This window comes from Kaistia hirudinis, assembly GCF_014196455.1.
In the GTDB taxonomy this organism is placed as follows: Bacteria; Pseudomonadota; Alphaproteobacteria; order Rhizobiales; family Kaistiaceae; genus Kaistia; species Kaistia hirudinis.
Window position 1 is genome coordinate 92490 of the sequence record NZ_JACIDS010000001.1, and the last position, 25384, is coordinate 117873.

26 protein-coding genes and 1 tRNA gene are annotated in these 25384 nt (G+C 67.7%); 16 read left to right on the top strand and 11 right to left on the bottom strand.

The genetic code is table 11. The features are described from left to right. Window positions 1-795, bottom strand: coding sequence for an ATP-binding cassette domain-containing protein (locus tag GGR25_RS00460; RefSeq protein ID WP_210299767.1), 795 nt, complete (start codon window positions 793-795; stop codon window positions 1-3). Between the two features lie 239 nt (window positions 796-1034). On the opposite strand from GGR25_RS00460, the gene GGR25_RS00465 reads away from it, so the two are divergent. Then, entirely contained in the window at window positions 1035-3047 is a 2013-nt protein-coding gene (locus GGR25_RS00465) for an acetyl-CoA carboxylase biotin carboxylase subunit (protein ID WP_183396774.1), read from the top strand. A gap of 29 nt (window positions 3048-3076) precedes the next feature. Here the strand turns inward: GGR25_RS00465 and GGR25_RS00470 are convergent, their stop codons facing one another. After that, on the bottom strand, window positions 3077-4216 hold the full coding sequence (locus GGR25_RS00470; RefSeq protein ID WP_183396775.1) for a ceramide glucosyltransferase: 1140 nt from the start codon (window positions 4214-4216) through the stop codon (window positions 3077-3079). A gap of 230 nt (window positions 4217-4446) precedes the next feature. Between GGR25_RS00470 and GGR25_RS00475 the strand changes: the two genes are divergently transcribed. Beyond that, on the top strand, window positions 4447-5109 hold the full coding sequence (locus GGR25_RS00475) for an HAD hydrolase-like protein (RefSeq protein WP_183396776.1): 663 nt from the start codon (window positions 4447-4449) through the stop codon (window positions 5107-5109). Next, window positions 5106-5390, top strand: coding sequence for an acylphosphatase (locus GGR25_RS00480; RefSeq protein ID WP_183396777.1), 285 nt, complete (start codon window positions 5106-5108; stop codon window positions 5388-5390). Before GGR25_RS00475 ends, GGR25_RS00480 begins: the two co-directional genes overlap by 4 nt. A gap of 7 nt (window positions 5391-5397) precedes the next feature. On the opposite strand, the gene lipB is transcribed toward GGR25_RS00480, so the two are convergent. Continuing rightward, complete coding sequence (lipB, locus tag GGR25_RS00485; RefSeq protein WP_183396778.1) at window positions 5398-6111, bottom strand: lipoyl(octanoyl) transferase LipB; 714 nt, start codon at window positions 6109-6111, stop codon at window positions 5398-5400. Window positions 6112-6291: 180 nt separating this feature from the next. Between lipB and GGR25_RS00490 the strand changes: the two genes are divergently transcribed. The 7 genes from GGR25_RS00490 (at window position 6292) to GGR25_RS00520 (ending at window position 13315) form a co-directional block, all read left to right on the top strand. Further along, window positions 6292-6376, top strand: a tRNA-Leu gene (locus tag GGR25_RS00490). A 213-nt stretch (window positions 6377-6589) separates the two neighbouring features. Then, window positions 6590-7999: a magnesium transporter gene (mgtE, locus tag GGR25_RS00495; RefSeq protein WP_183396779.1), complete on the top strand. Its 1410-nt coding sequence runs from the start codon at window positions 6590-6592 to the stop codon at window positions 7997-7999. Between the two features lie 168 nt (window positions 8000-8167). After that, complete coding sequence (locus GGR25_RS00500) at window positions 8168-9139, top strand: Gfo/Idh/MocA family protein (protein ID WP_183396780.1); 972 nt, start codon at window positions 8168-8170, stop codon at window positions 9137-9139. Continuing rightward, window positions 9139-10293, top strand: coding sequence for a DegT/DnrJ/EryC1/StrS family aminotransferase (locus GGR25_RS00505; protein WP_183396781.1), 1155 nt, complete (start codon window positions 9139-9141; stop codon window positions 10291-10293). Before GGR25_RS00500 ends, GGR25_RS00505 begins: the two co-directional genes overlap by 1 nt. A gap of 122 nt (window positions 10294-10415) precedes the next feature. Then, the gene (locus tag GGR25_RS24970; RefSeq protein ID WP_183396782.1) at window positions 10416-11567 is read left to right on the top strand and encodes a diguanylate cyclase; all 1152 of its coding nucleotides are present in this window, start codon (window positions 10416-10418) and stop codon (window positions 11565-11567) included. Window positions 11568-11670: 103 nt separating this feature from the next. Further along, the gene (locus GGR25_RS00515; protein WP_183396783.1) at window positions 11671-12498 is read left to right on the top strand and encodes an aldo/keto reductase; all 828 of its coding nucleotides are present in this window, start codon (window positions 11671-11673) and stop codon (window positions 12496-12498) included. A gap of 25 nt (window positions 12499-12523) precedes the next feature. Beyond that, window positions 12524-13315 (top strand): YdcF family protein, encoded by a 792-nt coding sequence (locus GGR25_RS00520; protein ID WP_183396784.1) that lies wholly within the window; start codon window positions 12524-12526, stop codon window positions 13313-13315. Between the two features lie 10 nt (window positions 13316-13325). On the opposite strand, the gene GGR25_RS00525 is transcribed toward GGR25_RS00520, so the two are convergent. Genes GGR25_RS00525 through GGR25_RS00535 form a run of 3 tightly spaced genes read right to left on the bottom strand, consistent with a single transcriptional unit; the run spans window position 13326 to window position 14558 of the window. After that, a complete protein-coding gene (locus GGR25_RS00525) occupies window positions 13326-13625 on the bottom strand; it encodes a DUF3253 domain-containing protein (protein ID WP_183396785.1) in 300 nt (99 codons plus the stop codon). Beyond that, on the bottom strand, window positions 13622-14326 hold the full coding sequence (locus GGR25_RS00530; RefSeq protein WP_246409122.1) for a DUF599 domain-containing protein: 705 nt from the start codon (window positions 14324-14326) through the stop codon (window positions 13622-13624). The genes GGR25_RS00525 and GGR25_RS00530 overlap by 4 nt, the downstream gene beginning before the upstream one ends. A 34-nt stretch (window positions 14327-14360) precedes the next feature. Continuing rightward, entirely contained in the window at window positions 14361-14558 is a 198-nt protein-coding gene (locus GGR25_RS00535) for a hypothetical protein (RefSeq protein ID WP_183396786.1), read from the bottom strand. A gap of 101 nt (window positions 14559-14659) precedes the next feature. Between GGR25_RS00535 and GGR25_RS00540 the strand changes: the two genes are divergently transcribed. Beyond that, window positions 14660-15100: a DUF1489 family protein gene (locus GGR25_RS00540; protein ID WP_183396787.1), complete on the top strand. Its 441-nt coding sequence runs from the start codon at window positions 14660-14662 to the stop codon at window positions 15098-15100. Between the two features lie 3 nt (window positions 15101-15103). Here GGR25_RS00540 and panC read toward each other — a convergent pair whose 3' ends face one another. Then, on the bottom strand, window positions 15104-15952 hold the full coding sequence (gene panC, locus GGR25_RS00545) for a pantoate--beta-alanine ligase (protein ID WP_183396788.1): 849 nt from the start codon (window positions 15950-15952) through the stop codon (window positions 15104-15106). Window positions 15953-16075: 123 nt separating this feature from the next. Here panC and GGR25_RS00550 point away from each other — a divergent pair, with 123 nt between their 5' ends. Beyond that, window positions 16076-16705, top strand: coding sequence for a DnaJ domain-containing protein (locus GGR25_RS00550; RefSeq protein WP_210299768.1), 630 nt, complete (start codon window positions 16076-16078; stop codon window positions 16703-16705). 51 nt (window positions 16706-16756) lie between these two features. Here the strand turns inward: GGR25_RS00550 and GGR25_RS00555 are convergent, their stop codons facing one another. After that, complete coding sequence (locus tag GGR25_RS00555) at window positions 16757-18334, bottom strand: D-alanyl-D-alanine carboxypeptidase (RefSeq protein WP_183396790.1); 1578 nt, start codon at window positions 18332-18334, stop codon at window positions 16757-16759. Window positions 18335-18731: 397 nt separating this feature from the next. Here GGR25_RS00555 and GGR25_RS00560 point away from each other — a divergent pair, with 397 nt between their 5' ends. After that, window positions 18732-19064, top strand: coding sequence for a phasin family protein (locus tag GGR25_RS00560; protein WP_183396791.1), 333 nt, complete (start codon window positions 18732-18734; stop codon window positions 19062-19064). 103 nt (window positions 19065-19167) lie between these two features. Here GGR25_RS00560 and GGR25_RS00565 read toward each other — a convergent pair whose 3' ends face one another. Continuing rightward, on the bottom strand, window positions 19168-20094 hold the full coding sequence (locus tag GGR25_RS00565) for a carbohydrate kinase family protein (protein ID WP_183396792.1): 927 nt from the start codon (window positions 20092-20094) through the stop codon (window positions 19168-19170). A 486-nt stretch (window positions 20095-20580) separates the two neighbouring features. Here GGR25_RS00565 and GGR25_RS00570 point away from each other — a divergent pair, with 486 nt between their 5' ends. The 3 genes from GGR25_RS00570 (at window position 20581) to glmS (ending at window position 24668) form a co-directional block, all read left to right on the top strand. Further along, entirely contained in the window at window positions 20581-21318 is a 738-nt protein-coding gene (locus GGR25_RS00570) for a cytochrome c biogenesis CcdA family protein (protein ID WP_183396793.1), read from the top strand. A gap of 69 nt (window positions 21319-21387) precedes the next feature. Further along, window positions 21388-22743: a bifunctional UDP-N-acetylglucosamine diphosphorylase/glucosamine-1-phosphate N-acetyltransferase GlmU gene (gene glmU / locus GGR25_RS00575; protein WP_183396794.1), complete on the top strand. Its 1356-nt coding sequence runs from the start codon at window positions 21388-21390 to the stop codon at window positions 22741-22743. A 104-nt stretch (window positions 22744-22847) separates the two neighbouring features. Next, a complete protein-coding gene (gene glmS / locus GGR25_RS00580) occupies window positions 22848-24668 on the top strand; it encodes a glutamine--fructose-6-phosphate transaminase (isomerizing) (protein ID WP_183396795.1) in 1821 nt (606 codons plus the stop codon). 6 nt (window positions 24669-24674) lie between these two features. Here glmS and GGR25_RS00585 read toward each other — a convergent pair whose 3' ends face one another. Together GGR25_RS00585 and GGR25_RS00590 are read right to left on the bottom strand one after the other, a co-directional pair. Beyond that, window positions 24675-25037: an HVO_A0114 family putative DNA-binding protein gene (locus tag GGR25_RS00585; RefSeq protein ID WP_183396796.1), complete on the bottom strand. Its 363-nt coding sequence runs from the start codon at window positions 25035-25037 to the stop codon at window positions 24675-24677. Next, on the bottom strand, window positions 25003-25317 hold the full coding sequence (locus GGR25_RS00590) for a toxin-antitoxin system TumE family protein (protein ID WP_183396797.1): 315 nt from the start codon (window positions 25315-25317) through the stop codon (window positions 25003-25005). Before GGR25_RS00590 ends, GGR25_RS00585 begins: the two co-directional genes overlap by 35 nt. Between the last annotated feature and the right edge of the window lie 67 nt (window positions 25318-25384).

Genomic DNA, 25384 nt, shown 5'->3' on the forward strand with positions numbered 1-25384 from the left:
TCACTTCGCCTTCTGCAGATCGATCAGGAATTCGGTCAGGTCGGCGACCGACATGTCGCGCGGCGCGATCTCCGCGACGACGCTGCCGCGGTCCAGCACGATCAGCCGGTCGGCGACCTCGTGCACATGGGCGAGGTTGTGCTCGATATAGACGCAGGCGCGGCCGGAATCCTTGATCCGCCGGACGAAGTCGAGGACCTTCCGGACTTCCTTGACGGCGAGGGCGACCGTCGGCTCGTCGAGCACGATCAGGTCGGAATTGTAATGCATCGCCCGGCCGATCGCGATGCCCTGGCGCTCGCCGCCCGAGAGCTGGGCGACCGTCGAATCGACGGTAATGCCGACCCCGCGGAAGCCGATCGAGCGCAGCAGCACCTCTTCGGCGATCTTCTTTTCCCGCTTGATGTCGATATAGCCGAAGCGGTTGGTGATCTGCCGGCCGACGAAGAAATTGCGCCAGAGCGGCTGTTTGTCGGCGAGCGACTTGTCCTGGTAGACGGTCTCGATCGCGAGGTCGTGCGCCATGCGGACCGAATAGTCGGCGAGATCGACTTCGCGGTCGCGGATGAAGATCTTGCCGGCGGTGGGCGCGAGCACGCCGGTCATGACCTTGATCAGGGTCGATTTGCCCGCGCCATTGTCGCCGATCAGGCCGACGATCTCGTTGCGCCCGATCGCGAGGCTGATGTCGCGGAGCGCATGCACGGAGCCGAAATATTTCTGCACGCCCTCGAGGCGTACGATGTCGCGGAAGCCGGGCTCGGCCACGGCTTCCGTCGCTGACGTCTCATCCAATCGCCTCTCCTCCCCGAGAAAGCGCCTGACGGACCGATGTGATGCGAAGTTGGCGCGGTCTTGCTGCCGCACGCCGCGGACCCGGCCGTTGGTCCCTTCTCCTCCCGGCCTTGTTCTTGGCAAGAGAATCGTACGACGAATGATCCGCTGTCAAGGGCAGACGGGCGTTTCCTCAGCCAAGGATTGCTGGCGCATCGGGGGCGTCGTAGAAGCGTTACAGACGGGACGAAGTGGCGCTGATGTTCGACAAGATTCTGATCGCCAACCGGGGCGAGATAGCCTGCCGGATCATTCGTACGGCGCGGCGCATGGGGATCGGAACGGTCGCCGTATTCTCGGATGCGGATCGCGACGCGCTGCATGTCGAGATGGCGGACGAGGCGGTCCATATCGGTCCGGCGCCGGCCGCGCAGTCCTATCTGGTCATCGACGCGATCGTCGCGGCCGCCCGGCAGACGGGCGCGCAGGCGATCCATCCCGGCTATGGCTTCCTGTCGGAGCGCACGGCCTTCGCCGAGGCGCTGGCGGCGGCCGGCATCGTCTTCATCGGCCCGAACGCCGCGGCGATCGCGGCGATGGGCGACAAGATCGAATCGAAGAAAGCCGCGGCGGCGGCGGGCGTCTCTACCGTTCCGGGCCATCTCGGCGTCATCGAGACCGAGGACGAGGCGGCAAGGATTGCGGCCGAGATCGGCTATCCCGTCATGATCAAGGCCTCGGCCGGCGGCGGCGGCAAGGGCATGCGCATCGCCCGCGACGACGCCTCTGCCCGCGAGGGCTTCCGCATGGCGCGCTCCGAGGCGCGCTCCTCGTTCGGCGATGATCGCGTCTTCATCGAGAAGTTCATCGTCGAGCCGCGCCATATCGAGATCCAGCTTCTCGCCGACAAGCACGGCAATGCCGTCTATCTCGGCGAGCGCGAATGCTCGATCCAACGCCGCAACCAGAAGGTCATCGAGGAAGCGCCGTCGCCGCTGCTCGACGCGGCGACGCGCCGCGCCATGGGCGAGCAGGCGGTCGCACTCGCGCGGGCCGTCGGCTACGATTCGGCCGGCACGGTCGAGTTCGTGGCGGGGCAGGACAAGAGCTTCTTCTTCCTCGAGATGAACACCCGCCTCCAGGTCGAGCACCCCGTGACGGAGCTCGTCACCGGGCTCGACCTCGTCGAGCAGATGATCCGTGTCGCGGCGGGCGAAAAGCTCTCCTTCACGCAGGCGGATGTCCGCCTCGACGGATGGGCGATCGAGAGCCGCGTCTATGCCGAGGATCCCTATCGCGAGTTCCTGCCCTCGATCGGACGCCTGACCCGCTACCAGCCACCGGCCGAGCGCAAGGAAGGCGGCGTCACGGTCCGCAATGACACCGGCGTCGTCGAAGGATCGGAGATCTCGATCTATTACGACCCGATGATCGCCAAGCTCTGCACCCACGCGCCGACGCGCGAAGCGGCGACGGCAGCCATGGGCGAGGCTCTGGACGCCTTCGTGATCGACGGCATCCAGCACAACATTCCCTTCCTCTCCGCGCTCGTGTCGCATCCGCGCTGGGCCGAGGGACGGCTCTCGACGGCCTTCATTGCCGATGAGTTCCCTGAGGGCTTCAAGGGCGCGGTCGCCACACCGGCCGAGATGCGCAAGCTCGCCGTCGCGGCCCTCGCGATGGAAATCGTGCGCAAGGACCGGCTCGATCGGCTGCCCGGGCGGTTGGCCCCGCATGGCCGCCGCTGGCGGCGCGATTGGGTGGTGAAGCTCGGCCGCGAGGAGATCGCCATCAGCGCCGAGGTCGATGCCGTCGCGCCGCTCTCGGTGCGGGTCGGCTTCGACGGCGCGGATCCGACGCTCGAGGTTCGCTCATCCTGGCGGCCCGGCGAGCCGGTCTGGGTGGGAGCGGTCGGCGATGATGCGTTCACGGTCCAGGTCCGCCGCAGCGGGACGTCGGACCGGCTGGTCCATCGCGGCGTCGACGTCGTCGCGCGCGTTCTCGGCACGCGCGTGGCCGAACTCGACCGCGTCATGCCCGAGAAGCGGGTGGCCGATACCTCGAAGTTCCTGCTCTGCCCGATGCCGGGCCTGGTCGTGTCGATCGCCGTGACCGAGGGCCAGCAGGTTAAGGCCGGCGAGACGCTCGCGATCGTCGAGGCGATGAAGATGGAGAACGTGCTCCGCGCGGAGCGCGACCTGACGGTGGCCGAGGTGAAGGCCAAGCCGGGCGACAGCCTCGCGGTCGACGCGGTGATCATGCGCTTCGCCTGAAGCGCGCTGACGCGGCGGACGGCGAAGCCTCAGTCAGCCTCGACGAGGCTGTCTTCCTTTACATTCATGAGGTTGCCGCGCCATTCGAAACCGCTGCCCGAGACGGCGGCGACCCAGAGGAAGGGCAGGGCCACGTCGCGCAGGATCCAGGCGAGCACCTGTTTCGGCGTCGATGTCCAGCCGAGGCTGATGGCGAGCGCCACCTCGGAACCGTACCAGGCGACGGCGAGGAGAGCCGCGGACCAGAGCGGGATCACGTCGAACAGGCCGAGCGCGAGCGCGACCAGCAGCGGGAAGAAGCCGCCGACGATCAGTTCGAACGAGAAGAAGACCGGGAAGGTGACGCGGCGCAGCCGGGCCCAGCGCAGCTGCCGCGACCAGACGGCGCGGAAGGTGCGCCGGCCGAGCGGCTGCGGGAACGGGAGCTCGACGAGGCGGACATGGCGGCCCGCGCCGCGGATGACCTTGGTCGCCGCCGCATCCTCGGCCGCCTCGGCGCCGAGCGCTTCGATGCCGCCATTGTCGTCCAGATATTCGCGCCGCCAGAGCATCGATTTGCCCTGCGCGAAGCCGTTGCCGATCGCGTCGGCCGCCAGCTGCCAGCGGGCCTGGAAGGTGTTCAGGAAGGCGCACTCGACCTCGGAGGCGATGCCGTCCGGCTCGCTGCCGAGCGGCGGCGAGCAGACGAGGCCGGTGGTCGGCGACCAGCGGCTGAGCATGCGGATGAGATAATCGTGCGGCATCAGCACATTGCTGTCTGCCATGACGATCCAGTCATGCCGCGCCGTCTTCCAGCCCTTCACCAGATTGTTGAGCTTGGGATTGATGCTGACGCGGTCGTCGCCGACGAGGAGGCGGGCGGGAACCTGCGGATATTCGGCCATGAGCTTCTCGACCACCGGAACGATCGGGTCGTCGCCATTCGCCACGCAGAAGACGAGTTCATATTCGGGATAATCGAGTTCGAAGCCGGAGCGCAGCGTGCGCTCGATCGAATTCTCGAGCCCGCAGACGGGCCGCAGGATGGAGATCGCCGGGGTCACGGCCGGCTTGGCGTAGAGCTTGCCGACGGCGATGCGACCCCGCAGGATGACGATCGCGATCGTCACGAACTGGATGAATGCCGTCGCGGCGCAGAAGGCGATGCCGGCCCAGGCCAGAATGTTCATCGGGAGGTTTCCCGTTCGGCGGCAGGGCAGGGAGACATGTCGGGGCGGCTCATCGCTTCCATGGGCTTCGCACTGGCCAACGATTCGATCCGGGATACGGTCACTCTTCCCATCCTCGTGGCGGACGCACATGTCCATACTATGACAGCGCGCTGGAGCTTGACGCCGCGACCCAACCCGCGCAAGCCCGCGCAGTGTACCACCAAACCGAAACCTGCGGAGTGTTGCCGATGACACCGGCCGTGCTGCTCGACCTCGACGGCACCCTGACCGATCCCTATCCGGGGATCAGTGCGTCCATTCTCTATGCGCTCGAGCGGCTCGGATATCCGCCTGCCGACGAGCAAACCCTGCGCGCTGCGGTTGGTCCGCCGCTCGAGGGGGCGTTCGCGACGATGCTCGGCGGCGATGCCGTTCTCGCCAAGGAGGCCCTGCGCCTTTATCGCGAGCGCTATGCGCCGATCGGCATCTACGAGAACCGCGTCTTCGACGGCATTCCGCAGATGCTGACGGATCTGCGTGCGGCCGGCCTGCGACTTTATATCGCCAGCTCGAAGCCGCGCGCCTTCTGTGAGTCGATCGCCTCGCATTTCGGTTTTGCCGACCAGCTCGACCGAATCTACGGCTCAGAATTCGACGGAAGGCTGGTCGCCAAGGCCGATCTGATCGGCCATCTGCTCGCCGAGGAGCGCGTCGATCCGCTGCGCAGCGTCATGGTCGGCGACCGGCGGCATGACGTGGAAGGCGCCCGCGCCAACGGGCTGCGCGTCATCGGCGTTTCCTGGGGCTATGGCAGTCCCGAGGAGTTCGCGGCCTTCCCGCCCGATGCGATGGTGGACGATGTCGCGGCGCTGGCCGGCGAGGTCCTGCGGCAATTGGAGCGGCGGCCGTGAGCGGACGGGTCGGTGTGCATATCCGCGTCACCGGCACGGTCCAGGGCGTCGGCTATCGCGCCTTCGTCGAACGGGAGGCCGTTGCGCGCGGCCTCTCCGGCTGGGTGCGGAACCGGCGCGACGGCAGCGTCGAGGCGGTGCTGAGCGGCGAGAGCGCGGTGGTCGAGGCCATGATCGCCGCCTGCCTCGCCGGGCCGCGTCTGGCGCGCGTCGAGCGTGTCGAGCGCATCGCGGTGGTCGAGCCGCTCGACGGCCCGTTTCTGGTGGCGCCGAGTTTCTGAAGTCGGCTCAGGCGGATGCCGTCGGCCCGAAATGCTCTTCGAATTCGGCCCGCAGGACCGAATCGAGCTCGGGCATCGCGACGATCCGGCCGAGGTCCGAAAGGCTCGTCACGCCGTGGCCGCGTATGCCGCAGGGCACGATGCCGTCGAAATGGGAGAGCTCCGGCTCGAGATTGATCGAGACGCCGTGAAAGCTCACCCAGCGCCGGACACGGATGCCGATCGCCGCGATCTTGTCTTCGACATCCACTCCCCGGTCGGGCCGTCGTACCCAGACGCCGACGCGATCCTCGCGCCGCTCGCCGGTCACGTTGAAATGGCCAAGCGTCTTGATGACCCAATCCTCGAGCGTCGCGACGAAGCGGCGCACGTCGCGCCCGCGTCGTCCGAGGTCGAGCATCACATAGGCCACGCGCTGGCCGGGGCCGTGATAGGTGTACTGGCCGCCGCGCCCCGTCGTATGGACGGGGAAGCGGGCAGGGGCGAGCAGGTCTTCCGCGCTCGCGCTGGTTCCGGCCGTATAGAGCGGCGGATGCTCGACGAGCCAGACGCGCTCCCGCGCCGTGCCGGCGCTGATCGCCGCGACGCGCGATTCCATTTCGGCGACGGCATCCGGGTATTCGACGAGGCCCTCGGCGATCACCCATTCGACCGGTTCGCTTCCCGGAGCCGGGTGCATGGCATGGCCGAGGGAGGCCCGGTCGAGGGCTGCGGTTTCCATTGAATTCCTGCCTGGACGTGGTGCGATCCGGCTTCCGTCGGAGCCTTGGGGTGACCGGGGGAATATCGGCAGCGCAGGCGCCGGCTGCAAGAAGCGTCTTTCCTGTTCGCTCGTCCACAGCTTGCGCTTGCCACCACCGGATCCATTTGCTACATCCCCGCCCGTTCGCCGGATCGGACTGCGGTCGTGGCGGAATTGGTAGACGCGCAGCGTTGAGGTCGCTGTGCCGCAAGGCGTGGAAGTTCGAGTCTTCTCGACCGCACCAAACCGGTGAACATGATGATGACGGCGGCCCTCGGGCCGCCGTTCTCGTTTTCAGGCGTGCGATCGGCATGTTGCGCCGCCGCAATGATCGGCCGCCCCGCGATACGCATCGCCGCCCGATTCCTGTTTTCGCTTTACGGCGCCAAGCGCTGACGACTAAAGCTCGGCCGTCTGCCTCCCCCACATCGTCCGCCCCCACCCAAGCGGAGGTCTCATGTCGGATCCGACGACGATCGAGCCCGAACTCCGCCCCGAGGCGGAGCCGATTCCGTTGCGCGACGCCAATGACAATCTCTCAGCCGCGTTCATGGACGCGCTGGAGCGGGCGATCGAGCAGCGCGACGCGGAGGCGGCGCGCCGCCTGACGGACGATCTGCACGAGGCGGACCTCGGCGCCATCCTCGAACAGCTCGCTTCCGAACAGCGCCCCGCGCTGATCGAACTCCTCGGCGATTCGTTCGACTTCACGGCGCTGACCGAGCTCGACGAGACGACCCGCGTCGAGATTCTCGAGGATCTGTCGCCCGAGACCGTCGCCGACGGCGTGCGCGACCTCGATTCGGACGACGCGGTCTACATTCTCGAGGATCTCGACCAGGAAGAGCGCGAGGAGATTCTCGCGCAGATTCCCTCGGTCGAGCGCATCGCGCTCAAGCGCAGCCTCGATTATCCCGAGGACAGCGCCGGCCGGCGCATGCAGACCGAGTTCATTGCCATCGCGCCGTTCTGGACGGTCGGGCAGACAGGCGACTATCTGCGCGAGGCCGAGGAACTGCCGGAGGCGTTCCACGAGGTCTTCGTCGTCGATCCATCCTATCGCCTGCTCGGGCGCGTCGGGCTCGACCGGCTGCTGCGCGCCAAGCGGACGCAGCGGATCGAGGAACTCGTCGATGAATCGCCGCAGCTCGTCCATGCGACCGACGAACTCGAATCGGTCGCGCGGCTCTTCCAGCGCTATAATCTGATCTCGGCCGCCGTCGTCGACGAATCGGGCCGCCTGGTCGGCCTGATGACCATCGACGACGTGGTCGACGTGATCGAGGAGGAGGCCGACCGCGACATCAAGCGCCTCGCGGGCGTCGGCGACGAGGAGATGTCCGACCGCCTCTGGGACATCATCAAGAGCCGCCTGCCGTGGCTCTGCATCAATCTCGTCACCGCCATTCTCGCCTCCGCCGTGATCGGCCTGTTCCAGGGCGAATTGCAGCGCATGGTGGCGCTGGCCGTGCTGATGCCCATCGTCGCCAGCCAGGGCGGCAATGCCGGCACGCAGACCATGACGGTCGCGGTGCGCGCGCTCGCCACGCGGGCGCTCGGGCCGCACAATGCAATGCGCGTCGTCGGGCGCGAATTGCTGGTCGGGCTGCTCAACGGCGTGTTTTTCGCCGTGATCGTGGCCGTCATGGCGATCCTGCGCTTCGGGATCGTCGATCTCGGCGTGGTCATCGCTGCGGCGATGATCATCAACCTGATCGCCGCCTCGCTCGGCGGCATCCTGATTCCGCTGGCCCTCAACAAGCTGAAGGCCGATCCCGCCGTCGCGTCGGGCGCCTTCGTGACGACGATCACCGATCTCGTCGGCTTCTTCTCCTTCCTCGGATTCGCGGCCCTGTGGTTCGGTTGAGCCAGCTATGCCGGGCGGCGGCCCAAGCTTCGCGCCATGTTTCCCGGACGGACAAAATGTGACCGTGTTTTGATGGTCGACAATCGACTTCTCCGCCAAAAGCGTTAGACGGGGAGCGGGGATTGTGCGGCGCACGCATCGCGCGCCGAACCGAAAGGCAAGTCGGGATTGTCGCAGGGATCGTCGAGCGGAGCCATCAGGACGGGGGTTGTCGGCCTCGGCTATTTCGGCTCGTTCCATGCGCGTCACCACGCGGCCAATCCGAAAGCCTATCTGGTTGCCGTCGCCGACGCCGATGCCGAGCGGGCGAGCGCCACGGCCGCTGCCCATGGCGCCGAGGCGTTTGCCGATCATCGCGCGCTAATCGGGCGCGTCGACGCCGTCTCCATCACGGTCCCGACCTCGCTGCATCATGAAGTCGCCGGCGACTTTCTCGATGCCGGCATTCATGTGCTGATCGAGAAGCCGATCGCCGACACGCCCGAGGCCGCGCGCGATCTGATCGCCCGCGCGGCCGCCAGCGGCGCCGTGCTGCAGGTCGGCCATATCGAGCGCTTCTCGCCGGTCTTCGCCGCGCTCCGCGAGCGCGCCGTGCAGCCGCTCTCGGTCGAGTGCACGCGCATCGGACCCTGGCGGGGCAGGGCGATCGACGTCGACGTCGTGCTCGACCTGATGATCCACGATATCGACCTCGTGCTCACCCTCGTCGGTGCGCCGGTCGAATCTGTCTCGGCCGTCGGCTCGCCAGTTCTGGCGCCAACCAATGACTATGCCCATGCGCAACTGCGCTTCGCCAATGGCGCCACGGCGCATCTGTCCGCCAGCCGCGTCGCGGAGCGGACCGAGCGCGTGATCCGCGTGGTCGAGCCCGCGCGCCACTGGACGGCCGATCTCGCGCAGCGCACCGTCGCCTCCTACGACCGGGGCAACGGCGTCGATTCGCGCCAGGAGATCACCGTGCCCGCCAGCGACAATCTGGCACTCGAAATCGATTCCTTCCTCGACGCCGTCGCGAAGCATTCGCGGCCCGTCGTCGACGGGCAGGCGGGGCTCGATGCCCTCGTGGTCGCCAAGGCGATCCTGGACCGCATCGCGCTCGCCCCGACCGGCGCCGTCATCTCACCCGGAGGTTCTCTCTGATGTCGTCCCAGCCCCGTCCGGCCGTCACCGTTGCGCCGGGCCGTGTCGCCTTCTTCGACCTTCAGCGCCAGCAGCGCCGCATCCATGACGATGTCCGCGCACGCATGGACGCCGTGCTCAATCATGGCCAGTTCATCCTCGGCCCGGAGGTCGAGCAGCTCGAGCAAAAGCTCGCCGCCTACGCCGCCGTGCCGCACGCGATCGGCGTCTCCAGCGGGCGCGACGCGCTGATGATCGGGCTGATGGCGCTCGGCATCGGACCGGGCGATGCGGTGTTCGTCCCCGCCTTCACCTTCGCCGCGACGGCGGGTGCCGTCTGCTCTGTGCAGGCGACGCCGGTCTTCGTCGATGTCGATCCCGACACGTTCAACATGGATCCGGCCGATCTCGAGCGCGCCGTGGCCGAGGTGCTGGCCGCAGGCGAGCTGAAGCCCCGCGCGGTCATGCCGGTCGATCTCTACGGCCTGCCGGCGGATTACGAGGCGATCGGCGCGATCGCGGTCCGTCACGGGCTCACCGTGTTCTCAGACGCGGCGCAGAGCTTCGGCGGCCGCGCGGGCAACAGCCGCGTCGGCGGCATGGCCACGATCTCGGCGACGAGCTTCTATCCGACCAAGCCGCTCGGCTGCTATGGCGATGGCGGCGCGATCCTCACCGACGACGACGCGATTGCCGACGCGGTGCGCACGCTCCGCTCGCATGGGCGCCAGGGCACGGGCGACGTGGCCGTTCGCAACGGCATCACCGGCCGCCTCGACACGCTGCAGGCGGCGATCCTGCTCGCCAAGCTCACCATTTTCGACGACGAGCTCATCCGCCGCGACGAGATCGCCAAGGCCTATGACGCCGCCTTCAAGGGCGTGCTCGGCGTCCAGAAGCGTCCCGCCGGCACGCTCAGCGCCAATGCGCTCTACACGGTCACCTTCGACGGCCGCGACCGTCTCAAGGCGGAGCTCGACGCGAACGGGATCGGCAATGCGCTGTTCTATCGCCTCGCGCTGCACCAGCACCCGGCGTTCGCCGAGGCGCCGAAGCGTCCGCTGCCGGTCTCCGAGCGTCTGGCGAACACCGTTCTCAGCCTGCCGATGAACCCGGATCTGACCAATGACGAGGTCGCGCGGGTGATCGAAGTGGTGCGCAATTTCGTCGGTTGATATTGTCGCAATCCTAACGCTGGCTCCGGATCGGTCTACTCAACGGGCGGTTTAGCCCTTAGGTTCGCTCCGTGTCGCGATCGCAGCGCTTGCGGCGCCGTCGCAACCGGAGCCAATCGCGCGTGCGCCTTGATGTACCGACATTGCTGGTCGTTCTGGCCGGCCTGACGCTGATGCTCGCCATGGGCATGCTGGTGCAGTCGCGCCGGTCGGCCAATGCGCGCTACATGCTGAATCTGGCCCTGGCGCTGCTCCTCGTTGGCCCGTCCTTTCTGCTCGTCGCTCTGCGCGGCCTGATTCCGGACTGGATATCGATCGTCGTCGCCAATGCCGGCATATTGGCAGGGCTCGGCATGTGCTGGAACGGGTTCCGCGCGTTCAACCACCGCAGGTCCCGGCCCGCCGCGGTGATCGTTCCGCCGGTGCTTTGGCTCCTCGCGTGCCTGCATCCCGACTTCTACGCGTCGTTCCCGCTGCGCACCGCGGCGGGCTGGACCGGCATCACGCTCTTCGCCTTCGGTCTCAGCTATGAGATCTGGATCCGCGGCGCGGACCGCTTGCCGGCACGGCGTCCGATCGGCGTGCTCTGCCTCGCCGCATCGTTCGTGGCCGCCGGCGAGGTCGTGTTCGCCCTGTTGAACAGGCATCAGGTTTCGGCCCGACTCAGCGACGGCTGGCTCTCGCTGCCGGTCCTGTTCTCGATCTATTGTCTGTTCGGCGCGACCGTCCTCTCCCTCGTCATGACGCAGCAGCGGACGGTGCACAGGCTCCGCCGGCAGGCCTCCCAGGATGCGCTGACGGGGCTGCTCAATCGCGGCGCGTTCGTCGAGGCGGCATCGGCCCAGCTCAAGACGGCCACGCTGACCGATTCGGATATCGGCCTGCTGCTGTTCGATCTCGACCGCTTCAAGGAGGTCAATGACAGCCACGGCCATGCCGCCGGCGACGCCGTGCTGGTCGCCTTCGCCGAAATCCTGCGGCGGTCGTTGCGCCAGACCGACGTCATCGGCCGGATCGGCGGCGAGGAGTTCGCGGCTCTGCTGACCGGCGTGGATGCCCGGCGCGCAAACCTCATCGCCGAGGGCATCCGCCTCGAACTGGCCCGCCTGGCGATCGATCACGCGGGAACCGCGATCGCGACGACGGTGAGCGTCGGGCTCACCATTGCGCGGGCGCGGGAGACCGGCCTGACGAGCCTCATGGAGCGGACCGACGGTGCGCTCTACATGGCCAAGCGCGGCGGCCGCGATCGGGTCGAGACCGCACCGGCCTGACCGGGGGACGCGCGTCGGATCGGGCCGCCTCTGCGGATCGCGCGCTTGACGGGGAGACGCCGGCCGTCGGACAGTCCCGCCCTCATGTCAGGCGGAGTCCCCAATGTCCCAGTTCATTCAGGCGCATGGCGCGTCCATCCCCGCGATCGGTCTCGGGACCTGGATGCTGAACGGACCGGCCTGCACCGATGCGGTCGAGGCCGCGATCGGCTTCGGCTATCGCCATATCGACACCGCGATCGGCTACAGCAACGAGAGCGAAGTCGGGGAGGGCATCCGCCGCTCGGGCATTGCGCGCGATGATCTCTTTCTCACGACCAAGATCCCGCCGGAACAGCTCGCGCGTGATGACATGATGCGCGCGGCCGAAGGCAGCCTGACGCGCCTCGGAGTCGATCAGGTCGATCTCCTGCTGATCCACTGGCCGAGCAAGAGCCTCAGCGCGACCGAGACCATCCGTTCGTTGAACGCGGTCAAGGAGCGCGGCCTGACGCGCCATATCGGCGTCTCCAATTATACGATCCGCCTGCTCGACGAGGCCTGGGCCGCGACCAGTGCGCCCATCGTTGCGAACCAGTGCGAGCATCACCCCTATCTCGACCAGCCGGCGCTGCGCGCGGCCACGGCGGCGCATGGCACGGCCTTCGTCGCCTATTGCCCGCTCGGCCAGGCGGAGGTGCTGGACGAGCCCGTGATCCAGGACATTGCCGGCCGGTTCGGCCGCACGCCGGCGCAGATCGTGCTGCGCTGGCAGGTGCAGAAGGGCTGCGTCGCGATTCCGAAGAGTTCCCATCCGGCGCGCATCCGCCAGAATCTCGACATTTTCGGCTTCGAGCTCTCGGGCGACGATGTCGCCGCGATCGATGCGCTCGGCAGCACGCAGCGCCGCATCTGCGATTTCGCATCGATCGCGCCCGACTGGGACGCCTGAGGCGCGGCAGCGGCAGGGCGCGCCGATGTTCTTCTATCTCGCCAAGATCCTCTGGTTCATCGCCCAGCCTTCGGCGGCGTTGCTCCTGCTGCTCTTCGCCGGGCTGCTGCTGATCGGCCTTGGCCGCGTGCCGTTCGGCGGGGCGGCGGTGCTCATCGCCACCGCCGGCCTGCTCGTCTGCGGCTTCACGCAACTCGGCGTGCTGCTGCTCCTGCCGCTCGAGCAGCGCTTTCCGCCGCCAGATCTCAAGGGACCCGTGACGGGGATCATCGTGCTCGGCGGCGGCATCGACCAGCACAATAGCCGCATCCGCGGCGGCTTCGCGCTCACCGATGCCGGCGACCGCCTGACCGAGGCGGCGATCCTGGCGCGCCGTTATCCGGAAGCGCGGCTGGTGTTCACCGGCGGCTCGGCCGACCTGCAGCCCGACGGCACGACCGAAGCGGGTGCTGCGGCCGGCTTCTTCCGCGCGATCGGAATTGCGGATGAGCGCATCATGCTCGAGTCTGCGAGCCGCGACACGGCGGAGAATGCGCGCCTGACGAAGGCGAAGGTCGATCCGAAGCCGGGCGAAACCTGGCTGCTCGTCACCTCGGCCTGGCACATGCCGCGCTCTGTCGGCTGCTTCCGCGCCGCCGGCTGGGACGTCGTGCCCTATCCGGTCGACTACCGCACCTATGGCTGGAACCAGCTCGGCTTGCTGTCGGCGCGTCCTTCGCTCGGCCTGACGCAGGTCGATCTCGCGGTGAAGGAGTGGATCGGGCTCGTCGCCTATCGCCTGGCCGGCCGCACCGACGCGCTCTTTCCCGCGCCCTGAACGCGGCCCGTCAAGCCGGCGTGTCGGCTACCGGCTCGGCGATGCCCGCGGCGAGCGGGCCGCCGATGCGATAGACGCCCTTGAAGGTCGCGGGATCGACCGGCTTGCCCTTGCGCAGGATGCTGGCGCGGCCCTGACCGGCGAGCTTGACCGCGACGCGGCGGATCGACGGCATCAGCCGCGCCCATGCCTTCTCATCCGTTCCGGCGAGGGCGCGGGCGAGTTCCGTGGGGTCGAGGCTCTTGTCCGCGGGGAGGGCGGCGAGCCGCTCCAGCAGCGCGGCTGCAATCGCGGGGTCTTTCGGGATCATTGCTGTGCCTTTCGTGCCGCCTCGATCACCGCCTTGGCCGAAGGCGACAGGAACTGGCGATAAAGCTGGACGGAGAAGATCAGGGCAGTCGCCAGCATCAACACCCAGCCATTGATGAACCAGCCGAGATAGCCGACCGCGAAGAAGAAGGCGCGGAGACCGTGGTTGAAATGGCGCCCGGCCGTGATGGTGAAGAGCGCGGCGCGGTCGGCCGCGGCGATCGCCTCCGCCTCGCCGGCATGCGCAGCCGTGGGCGTCGCGCCGACCAGGATCGAGGCGTAGTTGAACAGGCGATAGGACCAGCCGAACTGGAAGAAGGCGTAGCCGAAGATGAGGATAAGCCCGATCGCCTTCACCTCGAACAGCCCGCGCGGCACGGTCTGTTCCATCGAGAGGTCGTTGAGGACGCCGAAGATGCGATCCGTGGCGTTGAGCAGCGCGAAGGCGCCGCCGATGGCCAGCAGGGATGTCGAGGCGAAGAAGGCCGTGCCGTTCTGCAGCCCGCTCATGATGCTGGTGTCGATCATGCGCAGGTCGCGCCGCGCCATGACGCGCATCCATTGTCGCCGCTGGTGGTCCATGGCCGAGGACAGAGATCGTCCCGTGCCGCTCAGCCGGCCGATCACATAGGCATAGCCGGCCCACAGGGCGAGGAAGAACAGGACCGCGACGATATCCAGCGTCGACATGGCGATGCTCATGGTGCGCCTCCCGGCGATCCGGACGAGCAGGGCCTCATGGGCGCCGGACGAACAGGCGCGCGAGGGGCCGGCGGAAGACCACGGCGATCAGCACGACGATGAGCGCGAGAGCGCCGAGCACCGGCGAATGCAGCATCATGCCGGCGGCCGTCAGAACCAGCGCCCCGATCACGCCGAGGGTCGCGATCTTGCTGGCGGCGGCCTCGACCGCGGGGATGATTTCCTTGCCCATCCCGCCTTGATAGGTCAGCTTGCACCCCGCCCACAATCGTCTCTGTGGAAAAAAGCCATCACACCTTTGACGGCGTCGGTTCCGGGGCGGAGGGTCTCGCCATGCCGCTGCACATGATCAAGCTCTGCGTCGGGGTCGAGAGCGTCGAGGAAATCGTCGACTGGATCGCGCAGGACCTCGCCCACAAGCGCGCGCTCGGCCTGCCGGCCGAGGATACGCATGTCACGCGCATGTTCCCGAAGCGGGCGGAGGAACTGCTGGACGGCGGCTCGCTCTACTGGGTGGTGAAGGGCCAGGTGCAGTGCCGGCAGCGCATCACGGATCTGCGCGCCGTCACCGGCGCGGACGGCATCGAGCGCTGCGAGATCGTGTTCGACCCCGAGGTCATCCTCACCGAATGGCAGCCGAAGCGCCCGTTCCAGGGCTGGCGCTACCTCGCCCCCAAGGACGCCCCCCGCGACCTCGCCGACATAGGCGGACAGGGCGGCGACGAACTCCCGGCAACGCTCAAGGCCGAACTCGCGGAACTCGGGCTTCTGTGAGCCTCACGCGGCGATGTTGTCGATCAGGCGCGTGCGGCCGAGCCAGGCGGCGGCGAGGAGGCGGAGGGGTTCGGCCTTGAGGTCGGCGACCTCGGCGAGCGTTTCGGCATTGCGCAGCGCGAGATAATCGGGGCGGAAGCCGGCTTCCTTCAGACTGTCGATGCCGGCGGCGAGTACCGCATCCGGGGCGTCGCCGGCGCGGATCGCTGACGCGACCTGGCGCAGCGTCGCATTGAGGCGCACGGCTGTCGCCCGCTCCTCGGCCGAGAGATAGGCGTTGCGCGAGGAGAGGGCGAGCCCGTCCGCCTCACGCATGGTCGGCACGCCGACGATCTCGGTCGGCAGGCGAAGGTCCGCGACCATGCGGCGGACGACGAGCAACTGCTGATAGTCCTTCTCGCCGAACATCGCGAAATCCGGAAAGCCGGCGAGCAGCAGCTTGGCGACGACGGTCGCGACACCGGCGAAGAAGTGCGGGCGGAAGTCGGTTTCGAGGCCCTTCGCCGGCCCGTCGAGCGAGATCGTGGTGGCATAGCCCGGCGGATACATCTCGGCAGCGTTCGGCGCGAAGACGGCCTCGACGCCGAGCGCGGCGAGCTTCTCGACGTCGCTCGTCTCGGTGCGCGGATAGGCGGCGAAATCCTCGTTCGGCGCGAATTGCGCCGGATTGACGAAGATCGTGACGACGATGCGCTCGGCGCGCTGGCGTCCGGCCTCGACGAGGGCGAGATGGCCGGCATGCAGCGCGCCCATGGTCGGGACCATGGCGACGCGCAGGCCCTGCGTGTGCCAGGAGGCTGTCGTCGCGCGGAGATCGGCGATGGTGCGGAAGATTGCGGGCGCGCTCGTCATGGTGTTCGTCTCATGTTCAGGCGGGGCAGCATGTTCTGGCCTATTGCGGGGTCCTTCGCCAGACCCCATTAGAGGTCAGCCGCAATGCCGAAGGGCGAGCGGAGATCGCCATCGGAGACCGCCTTGGGCCTCACTGCACCCTTCATCGCCGCGTTCCTGCTGGCTCTCGTGCTGGTCTATCTCTTCGCTCGCCCGAAAGGGCCGGACGCGATGAAGCAGATGCTGCGGCGCGCGGGGGGCGGGGCGCTGATCGCGACCGGCGTGGTGATGACGGCGACGGGACGCGCCGTGGCCGGCGTGCCGCTGATCGCCGCCGGGCTCTATCTGTGGAAGCCGGCGATCCTGGAGCGGGGATCGGTCATCGCCGATGGCCGCGTCCGCACGGGGCGTTTCGCCGGGCGGCCGCTGGACAGCCTCGACGGCCGGGAACTCGCGACGCTGTGGCGCGATCTCGGCTCACGTCCGCAGGATCGAGCCGTCCTCGAAGCTCATCTCGACCGCCGAATACCCGGCTGGCGTGAACACTTCCAGCGTGATGCGGCAGGCGGGCCGGGTCGCGCGGCGCGCCCGGGCACCATGACAGATCAGCAGGCCTACGAGATCCTTGGCCTTTCGGCTGGCGCTACCGAGGCCGAGATCCAGGCGGCCTATCGTCGGCTTATGAAGCGCGTTCATCCCGACCAGGGGGGATCGACGTTTCTCGCCGCCCAGATCAACGAGGCTAAGGAAAGACTCCTCGGCGGACATCGGTAACTCCCGTACGCAATACAAAAGGGAGATGTTTATCGGGCCTTCGCCGACAACTCAGTCGGCGATGGCCAGGCAGTTCACGGAGCGCTTCTTCAGATAGTCACAGGCGGCGCGGGCCTTGTCCTTGTTGGCAAAGCCCACGAAACGGGCGCGGTAGAACGTATCGCCGCCCTTGGCCACGGCCTCGACCGAGGGATTGGCGGAGGCCAGCGCCTTGCCGCCCTTGGCGCGGGCCTGGTCGAGCAGCGAGCGGGCGCCGTCCTCGGTCGGTGCGGCGGCGATCTGGACCTTCCAGCCCGATGCCGTGGCGCGGGCCGTCGGCATGGCGGTGCTGTCATCCGTATCGCCCTGGGCGATCGTCTGGCCTTCCTCGCCCTCTTCGGACGGATCATTCTGGGCGAGGCCGCCGGCAGCCGACGCGGTCATCACGGCGGGACGGGCGACCTGCTTGCCGGTCGGGCCCTGCTGGAAGACCATGCGCGGTCCGTCATTCTGGCTCGCTGCTGCGGCCGGGGCATAGGCGACCGCCTGCGGCGCGGGCTCGGTGATTTCGGCCATGTCGTCGCTCGGGCCGGCGTTCTGCGTCATGACGGCGCGGGCCTGCGGGCCGGGACGGGTGCGCGGGGCAGGGGCCAGCGAAGCGGTCTCGATCGCATCGGGCTCCTCGACGGCCGGCGCTGCCGCCACGGCGGCCGGGGCGGGCGCAGGGGCCGGCGTCGGCAGCGGCGCGTCGGCTTCCTTGGCCGGGGCCAGCTTGGCGAACAGCGAGCCACCCTTGGCCGGGCCGGCATAGGCGACGGGCATGTACTTGTTGATCAGGCCGACCATCTGCTTGTCGCGCGAGGCGCCCGAGCTGCCGCCCATGACGGACGCGACGATGTAGCGATTGTCGCGCTTGACCGAGGAGACGAGGTTGAAGCCCGAGGCGCGCGTGTAGCCGGTCTTGATGCCGTCGACGCCCTCGACGCGGCCGAGCAGCTTGTTGTGGTTGCCGATCGTCTGGCCGCGATAGACGAAGGCTTTGGTCGAGAAATAGCGGTAATAGGTGGGGTAACGAGCCTGCAGGGCGCGGCCGAGCGTCGCCATGTCGCGCGCCGTCGTCCACTGGTTCGGATTGGGCAAGCCGGAGGCGTTGCGGAACGTCGTGCGCGACATGCCGATCGAGCGGGCCGTCTGCGTCATGCGGTTCGCGAAGGCGACTTCCGATCCGGCGATGTTCTCCGCGATCACCACGGCCGCGTCATTCGCCGAGCGCGTGATCAGGCCGAGCATCGCGTCGCGGACCGAAACGGTCGAGCCCGGCTTCAGGCCGAGCTTGGTCGGCGCCTGGCGCGAGGCAAACTGCGAGACCTTGAGCTGGGAATCGAGCGTGAACCGGCCGCTCTGCAGTTCGCCAAACAGCAGATAGAGCGTCATCATCTTGGTGAGCGAGGCGGGATGGCGCAGGCCGTCGGGGTCGCTGGCGTAGAGAACCTTGCCCGTCTTGGCATCGACGACGATCGCCGACTGGGGTGCCGCCTCGGCTGTGCTCGCTGCTGTCGCCGTAAGGGCGCCGGCAACCACAACCGCAGCACACAGACCGCGGGACGACCGTCCGAAAAGGCGGCCGATCGGGCTCAAAGCCTTCAACATGTCGACCAATATCTCCCGTCTCGCGACGCCGACGCTCTCGCATCGGCGGTGCCCGCAACATAACAATATCGTGACCGGAGCTTTTTTGGGGCGAGGTGCCGGAAAAATATGCGCCGCCTTCATATGACGGCGGTCTCCCGGCCTCGGCTCGCCCCGCAAGACCACGACGCCTGGTGCGCCGCAATCTCCCGATCAGGGCCTCACGCTAGGCAAACGACGTTACGAAACGGTAAAGGTCGCGGTAACCGGCAATCGGAATTCCAGACAGGACAAGGAGATGGGCCGTTTTCCGCCGATTGTGCAACGCAGCAATTTTTGTTGACTTTTATGCTGCGATGCCTAAATATCATTCACGAACGGACCCGCGATCGGGCAGTGTCCGTCTGCGGAGGTTGAGATGATCAACGGTTTCGAAAGCGTGCAGAAGGCGTCGAAGGACAATCTCGATCTGACCATGAAGAGCGTGGACGCGCTCGGCAAGGGCATGCAGGCGATGGCCGTCGAGGCAGCGGACTATTCGAAGAAGAGCTTCGAGTCGGGCACGGCCGCGCTCGAGAAGCTGATGGCCGCGAAGAGCATCGAGGCGGCGGTCGAGGTGCAGAGCGCCTATGTGAAGTCCGCTTACGAGGGCTATGTCGGCGAGATGACGAAGCTCGGCGCGATGATGACCGAGTTCGCCAAGGACGCCTACAAGCCGTTCGAAGGCATGTTCGGCAAGTTCCCGAAGTAACATTTTTCGGCGAGGCAGCGCCTGGCGCTGCCCCCCGAAGATCGCAAAGCCCGGCAAAGCCGGGCTTTTTTGTTGCCTACGCGCCGTGTTCCGGGGCCGCAGCTCAGAGGGCGAGCTCGCGGCGCCAGGGCGGGTCGGCGCCCGGACGCGAGCAGGTGATCGCGGCGACGCGGTTGGCGAAATCCAGCGCGTCCTTCAGCGCATCATGGCCGATCGTGCGCAGCGCGCTGCTCTTGAGCAGGCCCTTTTCGGCAAGGCGCGCCAGCAGGCCGCCGGTGAAGCTGTCGCCTGCGCCGACCGTATCGGCGATCTTGACCGGCACGACCGGGCTGAACACGGAGCCGCTGCGCGAATAGGCCGTAACGCCGGCGCCGCCGCGCGTGACCACGACCAGCCCGGCGCCGCCGGCGAGCCAGCCGGCCGCGATCTCTTCCGTCGCTTCGCCGGGATGCAGCCAGTCGAGATCCGCGCCGGAGATCTTCACGATGTCGGCCGAATGGGCAAAGCGCTTGACGCGCGCCTCGAAGGCCGGCCGGTCGGTGATCAGCGTCGGGCGGACATTGGGATCGTAGCAGATGACCCGCTTGCCGCGGTTCTGCATCATCACGGCCTCGAGCCGGCTGGCGAAAGGCTCGGTCGCCAGCGTGAACGAGCCGAAATGCAGCGCCTGCACCTCGTCGCCGATCGGCGCGTGCTGCGCCGGATCATGCAGGCGTCCGGCCGTGTTCTCGTCGAAGAAGGCGTATTGCGGCTCGTCATGCGCGAGGCTGACGAAGGCGAGCGTCGTCGGACGCGCCGAGCGCCCGGCATATTTGAGGCTGACGCCGCTGCGTTCGAGCTCGGCTGCCAGCATCTCGCCGAAGAAGTCGGTCGAGATGCCGCCGAGGAAGCCCGACGGCGCGCCGAGGCGCCCGGTCGTCAGCGCGACATTATAGGGCGAGCCGCCCACCTTGGGGTGGTAGCTGTCGCGACCCTCGACATCCTTGACCGGCAGGAAATCGATCAATGCCTCGCCGCAGCTCACGATCATGGAGAAGGTCCTTTCGACGCACCTTCAAGCCATCTATCGGAACGCCATGCCGCCGCCAAGGGGCAATGGTTGCGGGTTGCGGAGGGATCGCTGGGTCGGCATTCTCACCGCGCCGATGTGACTTCCTGTGAGTGGAGTTCTGAACCTCAGGTCCTGAACCCGCCGCGGATCCAATCCGCCGTCATCCCGGCGGACGCCGGGATCCATTCAGCCTGAGGCGGCTCATTGTCTGGCGTCTCGGCTGCATGGATCCCGGGTCAAGCCCGGGATGACGCCGGAGTATGGGGCCGGTCCTTGAACTGACGCCAGCAGAGGCGTTCTCTAGGAGAGGCGAAGAGAAGCCTCCGGGCCGCTCGAACGCGCTCCGACCTTTCCCGCCTGCCACCTCGCGTCGCACTCGCAGATCCGTTACTCCCTTCGGCGCGCCTTTCGCCTATAAAGGCGCGGCCGGCGCCCTGCCGGCTGCAAGGGACCGATCCGGCAGCAATGACATCCGACGTGACGCTCTGGGGCGCGCTGATCGCGGGCCTGCTCTCCTTCGTTTCGCCCTGCGTCCTGCCGCTGGTTCCGCCCTATCTTTGCTATGTCACGGGCTTGACGCTCGAAGAGGTGACGGACGGCCTCGCCGAGCGGCGGGTGCGCCGGATCGTGATCAGCTCCTCGGCCGCCTTCGTGCTCGGCTTCACCACGGTGTTCGTGCTGCTCGGCGCGACGGCCTCGGTCTTCGGCCGGCTCGTGGCGCGCTATCAGGACATCTTCGCGATCGTCGCCGGCCTCGTGATCATCGTCATGGGGCTGCATTTCCTCGGGTTGTTCCGCTTCGGCTTCCTGCAGCGCGAGGCGCGCATCCGCGTCGACAACCAGCCGGCCGGCCTCCTCGGCGCCTATGTGCTCGGCCTCGCCTTCGCCTTTGGCTGGACGCCCTGTATCGGCCCGGTACTGGCCGCGATCCTCGCGGTCGCCGGTTCGACCGAGACGGTGGGCCGCGGCGCCGGCTTGCTCGCGATCTATTCGCTCGGCCTCGGCATCCCGTTCATGATCGCCGCCGCCTTCGCCGAGACCTTCATCACCCATATGCGCCGCTTCCGCCGCCATATGCCGAAGGTCGAGAAGGTGATGGGCGGCTTCCTGGTCCTGACCGGCGTTCTGTTCCTCACCGGCCAGATGACGCGGATCTCCTTCTTCCTGCTCGAGATGTTCCCGGCGCTGCAGCAGATCGGCTGAGCCGTCTTGACCGGGCTGCCTCCGATCGCGCAATCCTTCAGCCCGATCGAAGGCCGGAGGGATGGCGCCATGGCAAATCGAAGCTCGCTCGCGGTCGTGCTCGCCGCCGGGGAGGGGACGCGCATGCGCTCTTCCCTGCCCAAGGTCATGCATCCCGTCGCCGGCCTGCCGATGATCGGCCATGTGCTCGCCTCGGCGCGCGCCGCCGGGATCGAGCGCTTCGCGGCCGTGGTCGGGCCGGGCGCCGACGCGGTGGCGAGCTTCGTCGCCAAGCGGGCGCCGGGCACAGCGCTGTTCGAGCAGACCGAGCGGCGCGGGACCGCCCATGCGGTGCTCGCCGCGCGCGCCGCGCTCGACGAGGGCGCCGACGATGTCCTCGTGCTCTATGGCGACACGCCGCTGGTCCGCGCCGAAACGTTGGCCCGGCTGCGCGCGGAACTCGCCAAGGGCGCGGCCATCGTCGTGCTCGGCTTCCGTCCGGCCGATCCGACCGGCTATGGCCGCCTGATCGAGCGGGACGGCCGTCTTGTCGCGATCCGCGAGGAGAAGGATGCGAGCACGGACGAGAAGGCGATCGGCTTCTGCAATGCCGGGCTGATGGCGTTCGCGGGCGCGGGCCTGGTCGACCTTCTCACGGCGATCGGCAACGACAATGCCAAGGGCGAATTCTACCTGACCGACGCCGTGGAGATCGCCAACGCGCGCGGCCTGCCGGTCATCGCCATCGAGGCGGATGCGGAGGAGGTGGCGGGGGTCAATACGCGCATCGAGCTCGCCGCCGTCGAGGCGGTCTGGCAGAAGCGCGCGCGCCGGGCGGCGATGCTCGCCGGCGTCAGCCTGATTGCGCCGGAAACGGTGTTCTTCTCGCATGACACGGCGTTGGAGGCCGATGTGACGATCGAGCCGAATGTCGTGTTCGGGCCCGGCGTCACCGTGGAGCGCGGCGCGGTGATCCACGCTTTTTCGCATCTTGAAGGCGCGCGCGTCGCCTCGGGCGCCAATGTCGGCCCGTTCGCGCGGCTCCGGCCGGGAACGGCGCTTGCCGAAGGAGCGAAGGTCGGCAATTTCGTCGAGGTGAAGAACGCCGCGATCGGCGCCGGCGCCAAGGTCAGCCATCTGACTTATATCGGCGACGCCAAGGTCGGCGCGGACGCCAATATCGGCGCTGGCACGATCACCTGCAATTATGACGGCTTCGACAAGGCGCTGACCGTCATCGGCGCCGGCGCCTTCATCGGCTCGAACAGCGCGCTCGTCGCCCCCGTCACGATCGGCGACGGGGCCTTCGTCGGCTCGGGCAGCGTCATCACCGACGATGTCGCCCCGGACGCCCTCGCGCTCGGCCGCGCCCGCCAGGTGGAAAAGCCCGGCTGGGCCACGAACTTCCGCGCCCTGAAGGCGACGATGAAACGGACGCGGGTTTGATGCGGCGCGTAACCAATCGAAACGCGACGTGATTTCCGCGTCTTGCGGCGGGGCGTTAAGCATCGTCGCGTAGAATCGGGGTGCGGAACGGGGAACGGATCGGCATGTGCGGCATCATCGGCATTCTCGGCCTGACACCGGTGGCGCCGCTGCTCGTCGATGCGCTGAAGCGGCTCGAATATCGCGGTTACGATTCGGCGGGCATCGCGACGCTGGAGCGGGGCTCGCTCGAGCGGCTGCGCGCCGAGGGCAAGCTGCGCAATCTGGAAGCAAAGCTCGCCGCCGCGCCGCGTCTCGGCATTTCAGGCATCGGGCATACGCGCTGGGCGACGCATGGCGCGCCGTCGGAGCGCAATGCGCATCCGCACGCGACCGAGCGCCTCGCCGTCGTCCATAACGGCATCATCGAGAATTTCCGCGAGCTACGCACCGAGCTGGAAGCGGCCGGCCGGCGCTTTTCGTCCGACACCGACACCGAGGTCGTGGCGCATCTCGTCACGGTCCTGATGGAGGCCGGCGCCACGCCGCACGAGGCGGTCGCCGCGACGCTGCCGCGCCTCACGGGAGCCTTCGCGCTCGCCTTCCTGTTCGAGGGCGAAGACGATCTCATCATCGGCGCGCGCCGCGGCAGCCCGCTCGCGGTCGGTTATGGCGCGGGCGAGATGTTCCTCGGGTCGGACGCGATCGCGCTCGGGCCGTTCACGGACGAGATCGCCTATCTCGACGATGGCGACCATGTCGTGCTGACGCGGTCCGGCGCCCAGGTGTTCGACGAGGCCGGCAAGGCCGTCGAGCGCACCGTGACGCGCTCGCAGGGCACGACCTATGTCGTCGACAAGGGCAATCACCGCCATTTCATGGTGAAGGAGATCCACGAGCAGCCGGAAGTGGTCGGCCATGCGCTGGCGCATTATCTGGATCTCGCCAGGGGCGAGGCGCGCCTTCCCGAAGGCCTCGATTTCGCGAAAGCGGACCGCCTCGCGATCACCGCCTGCGGCACGGCCTATTATGCCGGCTTCGTCGCGAAATACTGGTTCGAGCGGCTGGCGCGGCTCCCGGTCGACATCGATATCGCCTCCGAGTTCCGCTATCGCGAGCAGCCGCTGTCGAAGGACGGGATCACCATGGTGATCTCGCAATCCGGCGAGACGGCCGACACGCTCGCCTCGCTGCGCTATGCCCGCTCCGAGGGCCAGAGAATCGCCGCCGTGGTCAATGTGCGGGAATCGACGATCGCTCGCGAGGCGGATGTCGTGCTGCCGCTGCTCGCCGGGCCGGAGATCGGCGTCGCCTCGACCAAGGCCTTCACAGCGCAGCTCGCCGTTCTGGCCGCGACGGCGATCGGCGCCGGCAAGGCGCGGGGCGTGCTGTCGGGGACCGAGGAAGCGAGTCTCGTCCGGGCCTTCTCCGAGGTTCCTCGCCTGATGCACGAGGCGCTGAAGCTCGAGCCGCAGATCGAGGCGCTGGCGCGCGAGCTCTCCAAGGTGCGGCACTGCCTGTATCTCGGCCGCGGCACCTCCTATCCGATCGCGCTCGAAGGCGCGCTGAAGCTCAAGGAGATTTCCTATATCCACGCCGAGGGTTATGCGGCGGGCGAACTGAAACACGGGCCGATCGCGCTCATCGACGAGGAGATGCCCGTCGTCGTCATCGCGCCGCATGACCGCCTGTTCGAGAAGACCGTCTCCAACATGCAGGAAGTCGCGGCGCGCGGCGGGCGCATCATCCTGATCACCGATCCGGCCGGCCGCGACGCCGCCGCGATCGATACGGTCGAGACGATCGTGCTGCCCGCCATGCCGGCCGCCGTCACGCCGCTCGTCTACGCGATCCCCGTCCAGCTGCTCGCCTACCACACGGCCGTGATCATGGGCACGGATGTCGACCAGCCGCGCAACCTCGCCAAGTCCGTGACGGTGGAGTAGGGCGGTTCAGGCCGCGCTTTCGAGATCGAATTCGGCCGAAATCCGCGTCCAGGGCACGAAGATCCGCCCATCGGCGTCGCGCTCGATCAGGGCGGCGCCGAGCAAGGCCGTCACGTCGGCATGCACGGCGCGGTAGTCGCGGCCCAGCGCCTGCGACAGCGCCCGGATCGAACTCGGTCCTCTTTGCCGAAGGGTGCGCAGGACAGCCCAGCGATTGGACGTCAGCGTGCTGAGCAGGCCCTCGACGCTCTCGAACGCAAACACAGGCCCGTGCTCGCTCCGCTCGCCCCGATCGAGCGCCCGTGCCATGTCGAGCGTGTCGGCCGCGAACCGGTCAAGGCTCTCGATCGTCAGCTTCATCTCGCTCATGTCCAAGCTCCCGTCTCACATCGCGCCAGAAATCGGCGAGAAGTGTCTCGAAGTCGCGGAAGGCATAGGGCTCCTCGACATTGCGATAGTGCCGATGGTCGCCTTTGCCGGCCTCGTTGTCATAGCCCACGATCCGCTCGCCGGGCCTGCCATAGAAGAGCGAATATTTGAGCCCGTGGGGACGCTCCGCCGTCGCCAGCGGCAGGCGCCAGATCTTGATCTCCACGATCGCGCCGCCATCGAGGAACAGCTTGCGATGCTCGATGCGGACCGCTCTCATATGGCGATCCTGACATATGTCGGCAAGAGCATCAATCCTGCCTCCTATTCGGGCGATTCGTTTCCGG

What these genes read in the sequence shown, in the direction of transcription:
- GGR25_RS00465 (WP_183396774.1), top strand. Translation starts at nt 1,035, where the DNA reads ATGTTCGACAAGATTCTGATCGCCAACCGGGGCGAGATAGCCTGCCGG.
- GGR25_RS00470 (WP_183396775.1), bottom strand. Translation starts at nt 4,216, where the DNA reads ATGAACATTCTGGCCTGGGCCGGCATCGCCTTCTGCGCCGCGACGGCA.
- GGR25_RS00475 (WP_183396776.1), top strand. Translation starts at nt 4,447, where the DNA reads ATGACACCGGCCGTGCTGCTCGACCTCGACGGCACCCTGACCGATCCC.
- lipB (WP_183396778.1), bottom strand. Translation starts at nt 6,111, where the DNA reads ATGGAAACCGCAGCCCTCGACCGGGCCTCCCTCGGCCATGCCATGCAC.
- mgtE (WP_183396779.1), top strand. Translation starts at nt 6,590, where the DNA reads ATGTCGGATCCGACGACGATCGAGCCCGAACTCCGCCCCGAGGCGGAG.
- GGR25_RS00505 (WP_183396781.1), top strand. Translation starts at nt 9,139, where the DNA reads ATGTCGTCCCAGCCCCGTCCGGCCGTCACCGTTGCGCCGGGCCGTGTC.
- GGR25_RS00515 (WP_183396783.1), top strand. Translation starts at nt 11,671, where the DNA reads ATGTCCCAGTTCATTCAGGCGCATGGCGCGTCCATCCCCGCGATCGGT.
- GGR25_RS00520 (WP_183396784.1), top strand. Translation starts at nt 12,524, where the DNA reads ATGTTCTTCTATCTCGCCAAGATCCTCTGGTTCATCGCCCAGCCTTCG.
- GGR25_RS00525 (WP_183396785.1), bottom strand. Translation starts at nt 13,625, where the DNA reads ATGATCCCGAAAGACCCCGCGATTGCAGCCGCGCTGCTGGAGCGGCTC.
- GGR25_RS00530 (WP_246409122.1), bottom strand. Translation starts at nt 14,326, where the DNA reads ATGAGCATCGCCATGTCGACGCTGGATATCGTCGCGGTCCTGTTCTTC.
- GGR25_RS00535 (WP_183396786.1), bottom strand. Translation starts at nt 14,558, where the DNA reads ATGGGCAAGGAAATCATCCCCGCGGTCGAGGCCGCCGCCAGCAAGATC.
- GGR25_RS00540 (WP_183396787.1), top strand. Translation starts at nt 14,660, where the DNA reads ATGCCGCTGCACATGATCAAGCTCTGCGTCGGGGTCGAGAGCGTCGAG.
- panC (WP_183396788.1), bottom strand. Translation starts at nt 15,952, where the DNA reads ATGACGAGCGCGCCCGCAATCTTCCGCACCATCGCCGATCTCCGCGCG.
- GGR25_RS00555 (WP_183396790.1), bottom strand. Translation starts at nt 18,334, where the DNA reads ATGTTGAAGGCTTTGAGCCCGATCGGCCGCCTTTTCGGACGGTCGTCC.
- GGR25_RS00560 (WP_183396791.1), top strand. Translation starts at nt 18,732, where the DNA reads ATGATCAACGGTTTCGAAAGCGTGCAGAAGGCGTCGAAGGACAATCTC.
- GGR25_RS00565 (WP_183396792.1), bottom strand. Translation starts at nt 20,094, where the DNA reads ATGATCGTGAGCTGCGGCGAGGCATTGATCGATTTCCTGCCGGTCAAG.
- GGR25_RS00570 (WP_183396793.1), top strand. Translation starts at nt 20,581, where the DNA reads ATGACATCCGACGTGACGCTCTGGGGCGCGCTGATCGCGGGCCTGCTC.
- glmU (WP_183396794.1), top strand. Translation starts at nt 21,388, where the DNA reads ATGGCAAATCGAAGCTCGCTCGCGGTCGTGCTCGCCGCCGGGGAGGGG.
- glmS (WP_183396795.1), top strand. Translation starts at nt 22,848, where the DNA reads ATGTGCGGCATCATCGGCATTCTCGGCCTGACACCGGTGGCGCCGCTG.
- GGR25_RS00585 (WP_183396796.1), bottom strand. Translation starts at nt 25,037, where the DNA reads ATGAGCGAGATGAAGCTGACGATCGAGAGCCTTGACCGGTTCGCGGCC.
- GGR25_RS00590 (WP_183396797.1), bottom strand. Translation starts at nt 25,317, where the DNA reads ATGAGAGCGGTCCGCATCGAGCATCGCAAGCTGTTCCTCGATGGCGGC.